The sequence below is a fragment of the Inquilinus ginsengisoli genome (assembly GCF_031453975.1).
GTDB classification, from domain to species: domain Bacteria; phylum Pseudomonadota; class Alphaproteobacteria; order DSM-16000; family Inquilinaceae; genus Inquilinus; species Inquilinus ginsengisoli_A.
In genome coordinates, this window is record NZ_JAVDPW010000003.1 from 661563 (window position 1) to 677191 (window position 15629).

12 protein-coding genes are annotated in these 15629 nt (G+C 69.8%); 6 read left to right on the forward strand and 6 right to left on the reverse strand.

What is annotated here, in order from left to right; all coding sequences use genetic code 11:
• Positions 1-9 precede the first annotated feature (9 nt).
• Entirely contained in the window at positions 10-1548 is a 1539-nt protein-coding gene (locus tag E9232_RS10765) for a glycosyltransferase family 39 protein (protein ID WP_309793930.1), read from the reverse strand.
• A 93-nt stretch (positions 1549-1641) separates the two neighbouring features.
• Positions 1642-1989 carry a putative quinol monooxygenase gene (locus tag E9232_RS10770; RefSeq protein WP_309793931.1) on the reverse strand — a complete coding sequence of 116 codons (348 nt, stop codon included), beginning with the start codon at positions 1987-1989 and terminating at the stop codon, positions 1642-1644.
• Positions 1990-2384: 395 nt separating this feature from the next.
• Between E9232_RS10770 and E9232_RS10775 the strand changes: the two genes are divergently transcribed.
• Entirely contained in the window at positions 2385-3827 is a 1443-nt protein-coding gene (locus tag E9232_RS10775; RefSeq protein ID WP_309793932.1) for an NAD(P)-dependent oxidoreductase, read from the forward strand.
• A gap of 22 nt (positions 3828-3849) precedes the next feature.
• Positions 3850-8421 (forward strand): glutamate synthase large subunit, encoded by a 4572-nt coding sequence (gltB, locus tag E9232_RS10780; protein ID WP_309793933.1) that lies wholly within the window; start codon positions 3850-3852, stop codon positions 8419-8421.
• Positions 8422-8610: 189 nt separating this feature from the next.
• Here gltB and E9232_RS10785 read toward each other — a convergent pair whose 3' ends face one another.
• Both E9232_RS10785 and E9232_RS10790 read right to left on the reverse strand, forming a co-directional pair.
• Positions 8611-10077: an FAD-binding protein gene (locus tag E9232_RS10785; RefSeq protein ID WP_309793934.1), complete on the reverse strand. Its 1467-nt coding sequence runs from the start codon at positions 10075-10077 to the stop codon at positions 8611-8613.
• A gap of 121 nt (positions 10078-10198) precedes the next feature.
• Entirely contained in the window at positions 10199-10579 is a 381-nt protein-coding gene (locus tag E9232_RS10790) for a tautomerase family protein (protein WP_309793935.1), read from the reverse strand.
• Between the two features lie 124 nt (positions 10580-10703).
• Between E9232_RS10790 and E9232_RS10795 the strand changes: the two genes are divergently transcribed.
• From E9232_RS10795 to E9232_RS10805, 3 genes are all read left to right on the forward strand, one after another.
• Positions 10704-11555: a LysR family transcriptional regulator gene (locus E9232_RS10795; RefSeq protein ID WP_309793936.1), complete on the forward strand. Its 852-nt coding sequence runs from the start codon at positions 10704-10706 to the stop codon at positions 11553-11555.
• A 145-nt stretch (positions 11556-11700) separates the two neighbouring features.
• Positions 11701-12372: a glutathione S-transferase family protein gene (locus E9232_RS10800; RefSeq protein ID WP_309793937.1), complete on the forward strand. Its 672-nt coding sequence runs from the start codon at positions 11701-11703 to the stop codon at positions 12370-12372.
• 75 nt (positions 12373-12447) lie between these two features.
• Positions 12448-13035 carry a nitroreductase family protein gene (locus E9232_RS10805; protein WP_309793938.1) on the forward strand — a complete coding sequence of 196 codons (588 nt, stop codon included), beginning with the start codon at positions 12448-12450 and terminating at the stop codon, positions 13033-13035.
• Positions 13036-13170: 135 nt separating this feature from the next.
• Here the strand turns inward: E9232_RS10805 and E9232_RS10810 are convergent, their stop codons facing one another.
• On the reverse strand, positions 13171-14097 hold the full coding sequence (locus E9232_RS10810) for a LysR family transcriptional regulator (RefSeq protein ID WP_309793939.1): 927 nt from the start codon (positions 14095-14097) through the stop codon (positions 13171-13173).
• A gap of 155 nt (positions 14098-14252) precedes the next feature.
• Here E9232_RS10810 and E9232_RS10815 point away from each other — a divergent pair, with 155 nt between their 5' ends.
• Positions 14253-15281 carry an aldo/keto reductase gene (locus E9232_RS10815; protein ID WP_309793940.1) on the forward strand — a complete coding sequence of 343 codons (1029 nt, stop codon included), beginning with the start codon at positions 14253-14255 and terminating at the stop codon, positions 15279-15281.
• Between the two features lie 111 nt (positions 15282-15392).
• Here the strand turns inward: E9232_RS10815 and E9232_RS10820 are convergent, their stop codons facing one another.
• Entirely contained in the window at positions 15393-15617 is a 225-nt protein-coding gene (locus E9232_RS10820; RefSeq protein WP_309793941.1) for an AbrB/MazE/SpoVT family DNA-binding domain-containing protein, read from the reverse strand.
• Between the last annotated feature and the right edge of the window lie 12 nt (positions 15618-15629).

A 15629-nucleotide genomic window follows, 5' to 3' on the forward strand; every position in this document is an offset into this window, starting at 1 on the left:
GGGCGGGGCTCAGAACGGGCGTAGCTTGACCGGGACCAGGGGCAGGGTCTGGCCCGGCCGGACGAAGACCAGGGTGAAGTCGAAATCCCGCCCGACCAGGCCGAACAGCGTCTTGTGCACCCGGATCTGGGTGCGCCAAATCTCCAGCCCATCATACTTCGCCGCCTCGTCCAGGCACCAGCCGTCGCCCGTCAGGCAGATCACGGCCAGGCCGTCGCGGCGCAGCCGGTCGGCATCGATCCAGGGGGCGTAGGCGGCGGCGAAGGCGGTGAAGTCGCTGGGATGGTCCGGGCTGTAGAAGGTGGTGCCCAGCGCGTAGCTCTCGGTGCCGGCGACCACGCCCAGCGGCCGGCCGATCCGGTCGCGCCACAGCGCCGTGACCTGCTCGGCCACCGCCCGCCGGGGCTCGGCCGCCAGCTCGACATCGTGGCGCAGGGTCCAGGCGCCGGCGACCGGCGCGACCCCGAGCAGCAGCAGCAGCCAGAGGGCGGCCAGGACGGCCAGCCGGCGCAGCGTCGCCGCATCGACCGCCAGGCGCAGCCAGACGATCGCGGCTAGCGGCGACAGGGCGAAGATCGGGATGGCGAAATGGGTGTTGATCCGCACCTGGAAGACCAGGGCGATCAGCACGGTGACCAGGAACGGGCCGAGGGCGAAGACCGCGAGCATGCGGCGGTCGCCGACCGAGGGGGCGGCGGGCCTCTCCTCGGCCGAGGCGGCCCCGCCGCGCGACCACAGCCAGGCCAGGACGGCGCCGAACAGAGCGTGCAGGGCGATGCAGCCGACCACGAACAGCCCGGCCTTGGCCAGGATCAGGGCCGCGCGGGTGCTGCCCTTGCTGGCCATGTAGTCGACCGGGCCGATGGCGACGCCCAGATGCCACAGCACATGCGGCGCCAGGCCGGCGGCCAGCACCGCCAGGGCCAGATAGGGGGCGAAGCCGGCGAAGTAGCGCCGGCGGTCGGGATGGGCCAGCGCCGCCGCCAGGCAGCAGGCCAGGATGATGCCGCTGTAGTATTTCGACAGCATCGCCGCGGCCGCCACCGCGCCCAGCGCCACGGCGCTGCGGACGTCGCGGCGCTCGAAGCTGCGCAGGAACGCCAGCACGGTCAGCGGCCACAGCGACAGCAGCACGGCGTTGGCGTTGAAGTTGAAGGACTGGAACGTATAGAAGGGCAGGAATTCCAGCAGCAGCACCGCCGCCAGCCGGGCCGGGCCCGACAGGTACCGCCCGGCGATCGCCCACACCGCGGCCAGGCCGATCGCCGCATTGGTCGAGGCCAGCAGGTAGAAGGCCCAGTCGGTGGTGGGCAGCACGCTGAACCAGGCCTTCACCACCCAGGCGTAGAAGGGCGGATGCTTGTAGTAGCCGAGCTGCAGCTCCTGCGCCCAGGAGAAGGCCTCGGTCATGTCGTTCTGCAGGTCGGACGGCGCCAGGTACAAGAGGCAGAAGCCGGTCCAGGCGGCGACATGGGCGGCCAGCAGCAGCAGGATCCGGCGGGCCTCGCCGATCGGACGGGCCATGGGCAGCGGCAGGTCGAGCATCATGGACGGCGGACCGTGTCGGGGACGCAGCCGTGCCGAATACGGGGACAAGACCGACGAGTCCAATTACCTCTTCGTATGCCGCCGCCCGGATGCCTAGATCACGCCGACCTCATACGCGGTCTCGAAGGCGCCCGGCACGGCGCTCTCGATCAGCGGCTGCACCCGGGCCAGATGCTCGGTCAGGCGGGGATCGCCGCGGAAGCGCGCGGCGTCCGCGTCGGTCTCGAACACGCTGACCAGCACGGCGCTGCGGTTGTCCTGCGACCGGAACAGCCGGGTGCCGCGCAGCCCCTCGACCTGGCCGCGCAGCCGCGACAGCTGGGCCAGCTGCAACGCCATGAACTCGTCGAACCTGCCGGGCTTGGGCGTGATGATGCTGATGCCCACGGCCGGCTTCGCCGCTGCGGCGGCGGGGTGGTCGTGGTCGGCGGCAATGGACATGGTCGGCTCCTGGCTGATCGTGACGGAGCAGGGGTTCTAGAACCTCAAGCTTGGTTAAGATCAAGCGGATTTGTGCGGCCATCTGCAGCCCGTTCGTCATCCCCGCGAAAGCGGGGATCTCGTGACCGCTCGACCGGAAAGAGATTCCCGCTTTCGCGGGAATGACGCTGGTTTGTGCAGGTGGTCGTCACAGTAGATCCGGATCGGACCTAATTTCTTGAAATTATCGATCCGTTTCGACGCTCCAGTTAAGATCAGTTCGCAACTCGGGGAAATTAGTCAACAAATATGACCTAATCGCGAAAAACTGCTCGCCATGGGCTTTTCAAAACCTTAAATGTCGTGTGCCCCGCGCCCCGGGGCGTGTTTCGACTCCGATTTGGTGAGGGCCGCCCATGGCGACGAAGATGCTGCAGTTCGTGAAGACTTCCGGCGAGATGCCGGCGAAGCGAACTGCCGAGATCCGCCGGCAGGACTGGCTCGAGGTCTACGGGCCCTATGTCAGGCAGAAGGCCGAGGAGCAGTCGTCGCGCTGCTCGCAATGCGGCGTCCCGTTCTGCCAGATCCACTGCCCGCTGCAGAACAACATCCCGGACTGGCTGAAGCTGACCGCCGAGGGGCGGCTGGAGGAGGCCTACGAGGTCTCCTCGGCCACCAACTCGATGCCCGAGATCTGCGGCCGCATCTGCCCGCAGGACCGGCTGTGCGAGGGCAACTGCGTGATCGAGCAGTCCGGCCACGGCGCCGTCACCATCGGCTCGATCGAGAAGTACATCACCGACACCGCCTGGGCCGAAGGCTGGGTCAAGCCGCCGACGCCGCTGCGCGAGCGCGACCAGTCGGTCGGCATCATCGGCGCCGGCCCGGGCGGCATCGCCGCGGCGGAGCAGCTGCGCCGGCTGGGCTATCAGGTCCATCTCTACGACCGCTACGACCGGGTCGGCGGCCTGCTGATCTACGGCATCCCCAGCTTCAAGCTGGAGAAGGAGATCGTGGCGCGCCGGGCGCAGTGGCTGGCCGATGCCGGCATCCAGCTGCACCTGAACTTCGAGATCGGCCGCGACGCCACGCTGCAGGAGCTGCGGTCGCGCCACGACGCCGTGCTGGTCGCCACCGGCGTCTACAAGGCGCGTGACCTGCAGGCCCCGGGCTCCGGCCTCAAGGGCATCGTCGCGGCGCTCGACTACCTCACCGCCTCGAACCGCACCGGCCTGGGCGACGACGTGCCGGAATTCACCGACGGCACCCTCAACGCCGCGGGCAAGCGGGTGGTGGTGATCGGCGGCGGCGACACGGCGATGGACTGCGTCCGCACCGCGGTGCGCCAGGGCGCCGTCTCGGTGAAGTGCCTGTACCGCCGCAACCGCGCCAACATGCCGGGCAGCCAGCGCGAGGTGCAGAACGCCGAGGAAGAGGGCGTGGAGTTCGTCTGGCAGGCGGCCCCCGAGGGCTTCCTGGGCGACGATGCCGTCACCGGCGTGCGCGCCCATTCGATCCATCTCGGCGTCGCCGACGCCACGGGCCGGCAGAGCCCGGTGGTGATCGAGGGCTCGGCCCACACCATCGAGGCCGACCTGGTGATCAAGGCGCTGGGCTTCGACCCCGAGGACCTGCCGACCCTGTTCGACGCGCCGGGCCTGCCGGTGACCAAGTGGGGCACGGTCAAGGTCGACCACCGCACCATGATGACCGCGGTCGAAGGCATCTTCGCCGCCGGCGACATCGTCCGCGGCGCCAGCCTCGTCGTCTGGGCCATCCGCGACGGTCGCGACGCCGCCGCCGCCATCGACAGCTTCCTCGTCGCCAAGGCCGCCGCGCTGGCGGTTGCGGCGGAATAGCGCGAGCCGGAAGGAGCCAGCCATGAGCCAGTTCAAGCAGATCCTTGGCGTGCAAGATGCCGGCCAGCGCTTCGTCGCGGAATACGACGCCAATGTCGCCCGGCTGATCGAATCCCATGCCTACGACCCGGCGGACGAGCACGACGCCTGCGGCGTCGGCTTCATCGCTGCGATCGACGGCAAGCCGCGGCGCGAGGTGGTGCAGGCCGGCATCGACGCGCTGAAGGCGGTGTGGCACCGCGGCGCGGTCGACGCCGACGGCAAGACCGGCGACGGCGCCGGCATCCATGTCCAGATCCCGCAGCAGTTCTTCCACGAGCATGTCGAGCGCGTCGGCCACCGGCCGCAGCCCGGCCTGATCGCGGTCGGCCAGGCCTTCCTGCCGCGCACCGACCTGGAGGCGCAGGAGAAGTGCCGCTGCCTGGTCGAGGGCGAGATCCTCAACTTCGGCTACTACATCTACGGTTGGCGGCAGGTGCCGATCGACGTGGCGATCATCGGCGAGAAGGCGAATGCCGCCCGCCCCGAGATCGAGCAGATCATGATCGCCAACCCCAAGGGCGTGCCGGAGGAGCAGTTCGAGCGCGACCTCTACGTCATCCGCCGCCGGATCGAGAAGGCGGCGCAGGCCGCGGGCATCGCCGATTTCTACCTGTGCTCGCTGTCCTGCCGCTCGATCATCTACAAGGGCATGTTCCTGGCGGCGCAGCTGACCGCCTTCTATCCGGACCTGCTGGACGAGCGCTTCGTCTCCAACTTCGCGGTCTACCACCAGCGCTATTCGACCAACACCTTCCCGACCTGGCGCCTGGCCCAGCCCTTCCGCATGCTGGCCCACAACGGCGAGATCAACACGCTGAAGGGCAACAGCAACTGGATGCGTGCGCATGAAACGCGCATGGCCAGCCCGGTGTTCGGCGACGCCATCGAGGACATCAAGCCGGTGATCCAGGGCGGCAGCTCGGATTCCGCGGCCCTCGACGCCGTGTTCGAGGTGCTGGTCCGCGCCGGCCGCAACGCGCCGATGGTCAAGGCCATGCTGGTGCCGGAGGCGACGCCGGCTGACGCCGACATCCCCAACACCCACCGCGCCTTCGTCAGCTACACCAATGCGGTGATGGAGGCCTGGGACGGGCCGGCCGCGCTGGCGATGTATGACGGCCGCTGGGTGATGGGCGGCATGGACCGCAACGGCCTGCGGCCGATGCGCTACACCATCACCAGCGACGGGCTGCTGATCGCGGGGTCCGAGGCCGGGATGGTCCGGCTCGACGAGAACCGGATCATCGAGAAGGGGCGGCTGGGCCCCGGCCAGATGCTGGCGGTCGACCTCGAGGAAGGCCGGCTGTACCGCGACCGCGAGATCAAGGACGTGCTGGCCGGCCGCCAGCCGTTCCAGGAATGGACCAAGCGGATCAAGGTGATCGACGGGCTGATCCGGGCCGGCGGCGAGGACCCCGGTGCGGCGATGACCCGCGAGGAGCTGCGCCGGCGCCAGGTCGCCATGAATATCACCATGGAGGATCTCGAGCTGATCCTGCATCCGATGGTGGAGGAGGCGAAGGAGGCCATCGGGTCGATGGGCGACGACGCGCCGATCGCCATCCTGTCCGACATCAACCGGCCGCTGCACCACTTCTTCCGGCAGAATTTCAGCCAGGTCACCAACCCGCCGATCGACAGCTTGCGTGAGCGTCGGGTGATGAGCCTGCGCACCCGGCTGGGCAATCTGGGCAACATCCTCGACGAGGATGCCAGCCAGTGCGACCTGCTGCAGCTCGACAGCCCGGTGCTGACCAACGCCGAATACGACGCGATGCGCGCCTATATGGGCACCACCGCGGCCGAGATCGACTGCACCTTCGACCCGCGCGACGGCGAGCAGGCGCTGCGCGACGCGCTGCGCCGGGTCTGCCGCGAGGCCGAGGACGCCGTGCGCGGCGGCGCCACCCACATCGTGCTGACCGACCAGCATGTCGGGGCCGAGCGGGTGGCGATGCAGATGATCCTGACCACGGGTGCGGTCCACACCCACCTGATCCGCCAGTCGCTGCGCACCTTCACCTCGCTGAACGTGCGGTCGATGGAATGCGTCGACGTGCACCATTTCGCGGTGCTGATCGGCGTCGGCGCCACCACGGTGAACGCCTATCTGGCGCAGGAGGCAATCGCCGACCGGCAGCGCCGCGGCCTGTTCGGCGAGCTCAGCCTCGACGCCTGCATGAAGCGCTACCGCCAGGCGGTGGATGACGGGCTGCTCAAGATCATGTCCAAGATGGGCATCTCGATCATCTCGTCCTATCGCGGCGGCTGCAATTTCGAGGCGGTCGGCCTGTCGCGCTCGCTGGTGGCCGAATACTTCCCCGGCATGCCCAGCCGCATCTCCGGCATCGGCATGGCCGGGCTGCAGATGAAGGCGATCGAGATGCACGAGGCGGCGTGGAGCCGCAGCGTCGTCACCCTGCCGGTCGGCGGCTTCTACCGCTTCCGCCAGGGGCAGGAGCGGCACGCCTGGGAAGGCCAGCTGATCCACATGCTGCAGCATGCGGTGACCACCGACAGCTATTCCCTGTACCGCAAGTACTCCGACCTGGTGCGGCGCCAGGCGCCGGTGGCGCTGCGCGACCTGCTCGACTTCGTGCCGGGCCGCGAGGCGGTCTCGATCGACGAGGTCGAGAGCATCACCGAGATCCGCAAGCGCTTCGTCACCCCCGGTATGTCGCTGGGCGCGCTGAGCCCGGAGGCGCATGGCACGCTGAACGTCGCCATGAACCGGATCGGCGCCAAGTCGGATTCGGGCGAGGGCGGCGAGGACCCGGCCCGGTTCCGCCCGGACCGCAACGGCGACAACTGGAACTCCGCGATCAAGCAGGTCGCCTCCGGCCGCTTCGGCGTCACCGCGGAATACCTCAACCAGGCCCGCGAGCTGGAGATCAAGGTCGCCCAGGGCGCCAAGCCCGGCGAAGGCGGGCAGCTGCCCGGCTTCAAGGTGACGGTCGAGATCGCCAAGCTGCGCCACGCCACCCCCGGCGTGATGCTGATCAGCCCGCCGCCGCACCACGACATCTACTCGATCGAAGACCTGGCCCAGCTGATCTACGACCTCAAGCAGATCAACCCGGACGCCAAGGTCACGGTCAAGCTGGTCAGCCGCACCGGCATCGGCACCATCGCCGCCGGCGTCGCCAAGGCAAACGCCGACATCATCCTGATCTCCGGCCATGTCGGCGGCACCGGCGCGTCACCCCAGACCTCGCTGAAATTCGCCGGCGTGCCCTGGGAGATGGGGCTGTCCGAGGTGCACCAGGTGCTGACCTTGAACCGGCTGCGCCACCGCATCCGGCTGCGCACCGACGGCGGCATCAAGACCGGGCGCGACGTGGTGATCGCCGCGATCCTCGGCGCCGAGGAGTTCGGCATCGGCACCGCCAGCCTGATCGCCATGGGCTGCATCATGGTGCGGCAGTGCCACTCCAACACCTGCCCGGTCGGCGTCTGCACCCAGGACCCGGAGCTGCGGGCCAAGTTCGCCGGCTCGCCGGAGAAGGTGGTGAACCTGTTCAGCTTCATCGCCGAGGAGGTGCGCGAGATCCTGGCCCAGCTCGGCTACCGCTCGCTGAACGAGATCGTCGGCCACACCGAGCTGCTGCGCCAGGTCAGCCGCGGCGCCGCCCATCTCGACGACCTCGACCTCAACCCGCTGCTGGCCAAGGCCGACCCGGGCGAGCATGCGATGTACTGCACGCTCGAAGGCCGCAACCCGGTGCCGGACACGCTCGACGCCCAGATGATCGTCGACGCCAAGGCGCTGTTCGAGGTCGGCGAGAAGACCCAGCTGACCTATTCGATCCGCAACACCCACCGCGCGGTGGGCACGCGGATGTCGTCGATGATCACCCGCAAGTTCGGGATGACCGGGCTGCAGCCGGGCCATGTCACGGTGCGGCTGCGCGGCAATGCCGGCCAGTCGCTCGGCGCCTGGGCGGTCCAGGGGCTGAAGCTGGAGGTGTTCGGCGACGCCAACGACTATGTCGGCAAGGGCCTGTCGGGCGGCACCATCGTGGTCCGGCCCTTCGCCGCCTCGGCGCTGAAGACCAACGAGAACACCATCATCGGCAACACCGTGCTGTACGGGGCCACGGCCGGCAAGCTGTTCGCCGCCGGCCAGGCGGGTGAGCGGTTCGCGGTGCGCAACTCCGGCGCCACCGTGGTGGTCGAAGGCTGCGGCTCGAACGGCTGCGAATACATGACCGGCGGCACCGCGGTGATCCTGGGGTCGGTCGGCGACAACTTCGCGGCCGGCATGACCGGGGGCATGGCCTTCGTCTACGACGCCGAGGGCAGCTTCGCCCGCCGCACCAACCCGGAAAGCGTGATCTGGCAGCGGATCGAGACCAGGCACTATGACGACCAGGTGCGGTCGCTGATCGCCGAACATGCGCGCGAGACCCAGAGCGCCTGGGCGGCCCAGATCCTGCACGACTGGCCGATCGAGCGGGAGAAGTTCTGGCAGGTGGTGCCGAAGGAGATGGTGCACCGGCTGGAGCACCCGATCCGCACGGAAGAAGAGGCGCTGCGCATCCCGGCCGAATAGCGGTCCGTAGGTTGGGTTCGCTGTCGGCGAACCCAACCTCCTTTTTCGTTGTCATTGCCCGGCTTGACCGGGCAATCCAGGGGCCACCAAGAACGGTTCCGGCCGCCCCTGGATGCCACGGTCAAGCCGTGGCATGACAACGGAAAGCGGCGTTCTTTGACGTCACTTCCCTGAAAATCAACCCTTTCCTCACGCCTCCGCGTAGCGCCGGAACAGCCCGTTGCGGAACACGCCCTTCGGGTCGTGGCGGCGCTGGGCCTCGATCACCCCGTCCCAGGCGGGATAGGCGCGGCGCAGCTGGTCGCCGGTCGCGTGCAGGCGGTAGGGCAGGTAGTGGCTGCCGCCGGCCTCGATCGCGGCGTCGACCAGCGCCCGGGTCATGCGCTGCATCCGCTCCTCCCCGGCGGCGGAGGTCTCCTGCACGAACAGCATCACCAGCCCGAACATGTCCTCGCGGGCATAGGCCAGGGCGCTGCGCGTGTCGCGCCTGATGTCGCGCACCGTGACGTTCAGCAGGTTGCCTTCCTCGCGCCGGATGATCGGCCGGGCGGCTTCGGCGAAATCCCCCAGCCGCGCCTGGGGCACGAAATACTCGTGCAGGATGTCGGTCGACCCGGCCTCGCGGTTGGCGAAGACCGCGGCCGGCTCGTTCAGCAGGCTGTTGCGGCTGACCGCGCCGGCCAGCCAGGGCCCGGCCTCGCGCTCCAGCCACCAGCGCAGCGCCTTGCCGGTGTCGCCGGCGGCGGCGTTGCGGAACACCAGCCGCTGCAGCCCGCCATGGGCCAAAGCGGGCAGGGGCATCACCGTGCCGCGCGTCTCCGGCACCGGCGTGTAGCAACCCAGCACCGCTTCCTCGAACAGCCGGTCGGGGTCGACCGACAGCCGGCCATAGGCCATCTCGACCGGCGACCCCGGGGCATAGACCCGGGCGGCGAAGGCGGCGGGGTAGTCACGGGTCGGCATCACCGCGAAATCCGGCGCGTAGATCACGTTCGGCCGCACCGCGATCTCGGCCTCCAGGATCACCCCGAACAGGCCATAGCCGCCCAGCGCCAGGCCGAACAGCTCGGCATTCTCCTCCGGGCTGCAGGTCACCACCTGGCCGTCGGCGGTCAGCAGCATCAGGCGGCGCACCGTGCTCGCGACCGGTGGGCTGTTGGCGTGCCAGCCATGGGCGTTGACGCTCAGCGTGCCGCCGATGGTGAAGTCGTTGTTCGACTGCATCACGGTGGGGGCGAAGCCCTGGGCGTTGAGCGCCGGGATGATGTCGCGCCACAGCGCGCCGCCGCCCACCCGCATCAGCCCGGCGGCGGGGTCGAGCGTCATGCCGTTCAGCGGCAGCGCGTCCAGCACCCAGCCGTCGCGCAGCAGGCTCTGCCCGCCCATCGAATGGCGGGCGCCGGACACGGCGAGAGAGGGTTCCTGCCCGGCGGCGATCCGGCCCAGCAACGGCGCCAGCCGATCCGCCGTCACCTCCGGCGAGGCATCGGCGAAGGCCAGGCCGCGCACCGGCGTCGGGTTCAGACCGCTGGCATCGTCGAGCAAGGCCCGCGGCGACGCCTCGGGCGGCAGCCGGGCGGCATCGGCCAGGCGCTGCAGCCAGGCACCGCCGACGCCGCCGAGGGCCGCAGCCCCCAGCGCCGTCGCGCCCGTCACCAGGACGCGCCGCCGCGTCGAACCTCTCCCTGCCATGATCCCCCGCACATCGCCCAGCCGGCATCCTATCATTCGAAAGGACGCAGGATTGTGGCGAGGGCGGCCTCCGCGACCGCTTGTGTCACACGTACTGGGCGATGCCGTTGCCGAAGGACCAGTTCTCCTTCGCCACCTCGACCAGGTTGATGAACACGTCCTCGTGGCGCAGGCCCGGGCTCGCGGCCAAGTGGTCGGCGATGCTGCGGTACAGCGCCTGCTTCTGCTCGACCGTGCGGGTGTTGTTGGCGGTGATCTGGACGAACACCAGGTCGTCGGTGCGGGCGATATCGAGATAGGACGGGTCGTAGTCGAAGCCGGTCTCCTCATGCTCGTGCACCAGCACGAAGCGGTCGTTCTCCGGCACGTTGAAGCTCTCGCGCATGGCCTGGTAGACGCCGTCGCGGATGGCCTTGAGATGGCTGGCGGGCTTGCCCTTGCGCAGCGAGATCCGGACGAGGGGCATGGTGCTCTCCTGAAGGGGATGAGGCGCATCGGCGCGCCTCGTGGGGAAGATGTAGCGCGAGCTTGATCATTTCAGAATGAACTCATTACATATATCAGAGATGATGATCTGAAATGGACAGGCCATGCGCTCCCTCGATCTCGACGCGGTCCGGGCCTTCGTGCTGGTGGCTGATCTCGGCAGCTTCACCCGCGCCGCCGACACGGTGGGCGCCACCCAGTCCGGCATCAGCCTGCGGCTGAAGCGGCTGGAGGACCGGCTGGGCGCCAGGCTGTTCGAGCGCACGCCGCGGCTGGTGCGGCTGACGGTGGAGGGCGAGGCCTTCCTGCCCCGGGCCCGCGGCCTGCTGGCGGCGCAGGACGACGCCATCGCCGCGGTGTCGGCACGACCGCGACGCCTGGTGCTGGGCATCAGCGACCATGTCGCGGGGCCGGAGCTGCCGGGCCTGCTGGCCCGGGTGGCGGGGCAGGGGCCGGGGCTGGCGCTGGAGGTCCGGCTGGGCCTGTCGCATGAGCTGCTCGACGAGTTCGACGGCGGGTCGCTGGATGCCGTGATCGTCCGCCGCGACACCGGCCGCCGCGACGGCGAGGTGCTGTTCCGCGACGATTTCGGCTGGTACGCCGCGACCGGCTGGCACCACCGGCCCGGCGACCCGCTGCCGCTGGTGACCCAGGCGGCGCGCTGCGGCATGCGGGCGATCGCCCTGCGCGTGCTCGACACCGCCGGCATCGCCTGCGCGGAAGCCTTCATCGGCGGCGGCAGCGCGGCGGTGGCGGCGGCGACCATGGCCGGGCTCGGCGTGTCGCCGCTGGCGCGCCGCACCGCGCCGCCGGGCACGGTCGATGTCGGGCCGCGCCTCGGCCTGCCGGTGCTGGCCGCCTCCGACGTCATGCTGCATTCGCGCCTGTCCGACGCCCGGCTCAGCGGCGCGCTGCGCGGCCTCGCCGCCGCCTTCCGCCTGCCGGTCGCGGCCTGACCCTCCGGCCCGACGAGCATCGGGACAAGACGGAAGGTGCGGACCGGCGGATGGTTCCCGACCGTGGCGCGGGGGTGGCATGTGGTGTCGTGCCGCAACGCGGCCCTTACCGAAGCGCGGCGGCTTCGGGTAGAGTCCGCGCGTCATGCGAACCCTCTATCACATCTGGCTTTCCGCCCAATCCCGCATCGTCCGGCTGCTGCTGGCCGAAAAGGACCTGCATTGCGACCTGAAGGTCGAGCGGGTGTGGGAGCAGCGGCCCGAATTCCTCGCCATCAACCCGACCGGCGAAGTGCCGCTGCTGATCGAGCCGGACGGCACCACGCTGACCGATGTCTGGGTCATCGTCGAGTACATGGAGGAGATGCACCCGGAGGTGCCGCTGCTCGGCGAGGGCCCGCTGGGGCGGGCCGAGACCCGGCGCCTGCTGGTCTGGTTCGACCAGAAGTTCGGCCGCGAGGTGACCGAGAACCTGGTCGGCGAGAAGTTCATGAAGCGGGTCAAGCGCACCGGCCTGGCGCCCAGCTCGGACGCGATCCGCGCCGGGCGGCAGCATGTGCACTACCACCTCGAATACATCTCCTACCTCGCCGAATCGCGGCGCTGGCTGGCGGGGGACGAGTTCAGCCTGGCCGACATCGCCGCCGCCGCCCATCTCTCGGTGGTCGACTATCTCGGCGACGTGCCGTGGGACAGCCATCCGGAGGCGCGGCAATGGTATTCGCGCATAAAATCCCGGCCCAGCTTCCGGCCGCTGCTGGAGGACCACGTTCCCGGCATCCCGGCGCCGGCGCATTATCGCGACCTGGACTTTTGACGCCGGCGCTCCTATCTCTCGCTTTGAGAGTGATTCTTAAGTGGCGTCCCGGCGGGACGGGCATCGGAGACGAACATGGAAGCGATCGATCTTCTGCTGCAGCGCCGCTCGGTGCCGGCCCGGAACATGGTCGAGCCGGGACCGGATGCGGCGGCGCTGGAGCGGATCCTGCGCGCCGGCACCCGGGTGCCGGATCACGGCAAGCTGGCGCCGTGGCGCATCCAGGTCCTGCGCAAGGACGGGCAGCGCCGGCTCGGCGAGGTGATGGCCGGGATCTTCGCCCGCGAGAATGCCGACGCCACCGAGGCGCTGATCGAGGCGATGCGCCAGAAGCCGGCCCTGGCGCCGCTGCTGCTGGTGGTCACCCACAAGCCGGCGCCCAGCGCCAAGATCCCGGAGCTGGAGCAGATCCTGTCCGGCGGCGCGCTGTGCCAGAACATCCTGATGGCGGCCCACGCCCAGGGCTTCTGCGGCAGCTGGATCACCGGCTGGCCGGCCTATCACCGGCAGGTGGTCGAACTGCTGGGCCACAACCCGGCGACCGACAAGATCCTGGGCTTCATCTATCTCGGCACCCCGTCCGAGCCGATGGAGGACCGCCCGCGCCCGGCCCTGTCCGATGTCGTCAGCGAATGGGCTGGTCCGCTGGTGCAGGTGGCGTAAGGGTCAAACGCATTTGCGTTAGCCTGAATTGTCATGCCACGGCTTGACCGTGGCATCCAGGGGCGGCCAGAGCGGCTCTTGAAAGCCCCTGGATTGCCCGGTCAAGCCGGGCAATGACAGTGGAGGGAAAGGCGCTCACGCCGCCGCGGCGACGACATCCAGCTCCATCAGTGCCAGGAACGCCCGCGCCGCGGGGTTGACCGGGCCGGCATCGGCGGCGCCGCGCTCGGCATGGGCGATCCCCAGCTCCCAGCAGATCTCCGGCGGCGCCAGCGTCGCCACCGCCAGCGGCGGCCGCTGCGGGTCGGCGGGATGGGCGGCGATGATCGCCTCCGGCACCAGGGCGATGCCGAGTCCCAGCGCGACGAGGTCGAGCGCGGTGGCGAGGTCGTTGACCTCGAAGCCGGTGTGCCGCTCCATCCGGGTCCGGGCGAAGGCCTGGTCGACCAGGCGGCGGGTGCCCCAATCGGTCTGGAAATCGACGAAGGTCTCGCGGCCCAGCCGCTCCAGCGGCACCGCCCGGCGCCCCGCCAGCGGATGGTCGTGGGCGCAGGCGGCCACCAGCTCCTCGCAGGCCAGCATGGTGGCGCGGATATCGTCCGGCGGCGATGGCTGCATCGGCACGAAGGCGAGGTCCAGCCGGCCGTCGCGCAGCTTCTCCAGCAGCACGGCGGACCCGCCCTGGCACAGCCGGATCTCGACCCCGGGATGGGCGGCGTGGAACCGCGCCAGCAGCACCGGCAGGTCGACGAAGGGCGACAGGCTGTGGGTGGTGCCGATCGCCAGCGTGCCGCGGGCCACGCCCTGCACGGCGGCCACGGCGTCGCGGGCGCAGCGCGCCGCCGCCAGCACCCGCCGCGCCTCCTCGAACAGCACCTTGCCGGCGGCGGTCAGGTCGACCCGGCGGGTGCTGCGGATGAACAGCGGGGCCCCCAGCTCCTCCTCCAGCGCCCGGATCGAGGCCGACAGGCCGGACTGGACGATGTTCACCCGCTGCGCCGCCCGGGTGAAATGCTGCTCCTCCGCCACCGCCAGGAAATGTTCCAGCTGCCGCAGATCCATGATCCGGCTCCGATCGGCGGCCCCCGGACCATTGATAGGCCGGGCCGCCTTGAGGGCGATTGATCCCCGATCATGCTGAATGCGATCTGAACATTCAATTGGAACGCTCAATCGGATGCCAGCATTCTAAGTCCGACAATATGGGAGGACCACCGATGACCGAGATCACCCCCGCGGGCGGCACCGCGCTGCCGACCCGGCGCTTCGGCACGACCGACATGGCGATCACCCGCGTCGGCTTCGGCGCCTGGGCCATCGGCGGCGCCGGCTGGGCCTCGGCCTGGGGCAGCCAGGACGACGACGAGTCGGTGGCGGCGATCCGCCATGCGGCCGAGGTCGGCATCAACTGGATCGACACCGCCGCGGTCTACGGCCTCGGCCATTCCGAGGAGATCGTCGGCCGCGCCCTGCGCGAGATCCCGGCCGCGCAGCGGCCCTATGTCTTCACCAAGGGCGGCCTGATCTGGAACGAGGCGGACCGTACCGCCAATTCGAAGCGCATCGGCGCCGCGGCCAGCCTGCGGGGCGAGGTCGAGGCCTCGCTGCGCCGGCTCGGGGTCGAGCGCATCGACCTGTACCAGCTGCACTGGCCGGTCGATGACGGCACCCCGGTCGAGACCTACTGGCAGACCTTCCTCGACCTCAAGCGCGAGGGCAAGGTGCGGGCCGTCGGCCTGTCGAACCACAATGTCGAGCAGCTGACCCGGGCCGCCTCGGTGGGCCACGTCGATTCGCTGCAGCCGCCCTTCTCGGCGATCCGGCGCGACATCGCGGCGGCGGAGCTGCCGTGGTGCGCGGCGCACGACACCGCCGTCATCGTCTACAGCCCGATGCAGTCGGGCCTGCTGACCGGGGCCTTCACCGCCGAGCGCGCGGCGGCGCTGCCGAAGGACGACTGGCGTTCGCGCGCGCCCAACTTCACCGGCGACGGCCTCGTGCGCAACCTGGCCCTGGCCGAGGCGCTGAAGCCGGTGGCGGCGCGTCGTGGCACCTCGGTCGCGGTGGTGGCGGTGGCCTGGACCCTGTCCTGGCCGGCGGTGACTGGCGCCATCGTCGGCGCCCGCAGCCCGGCCCAGGTCGACGGCTGGCTCGACGCGGCCTCGCTGGAGCTGACGCGTGAGGATCTCGCCGAGATCGCGACGGCGATCGAGACCACCGGCGCCGGCACCGGGCCGGTGCGCTGACGGACTCTGAGGCGTAGATCCTGATCGTTGGTTGGGTTCGCGCTTGCGAACCCAACACTGGTTCGGGCGGCGCAATGTTGGGTTCGCCCGACGCGAACCCAACCTACGCAGCTATTTCGCCAAGTCCCGCAGCAAGTTCCAGCGCTTCCGGGCAATTTTGCGAGCGACGATTGCCTGGATTTCGAGGTCCGGATCGTCAGGTGTCAGCAGGTATCCGCCGGGCACCTCAGTGAGATGGAGGATGTCGCCTTCCCGGGCGTGCAGTCGGTCCAGCACGTCCTGAGGCAGGACCGCCGCGATCGAATTGCCTATAGCGCAGAGCTTGAGGGCGACCACATCCGTCTCGTT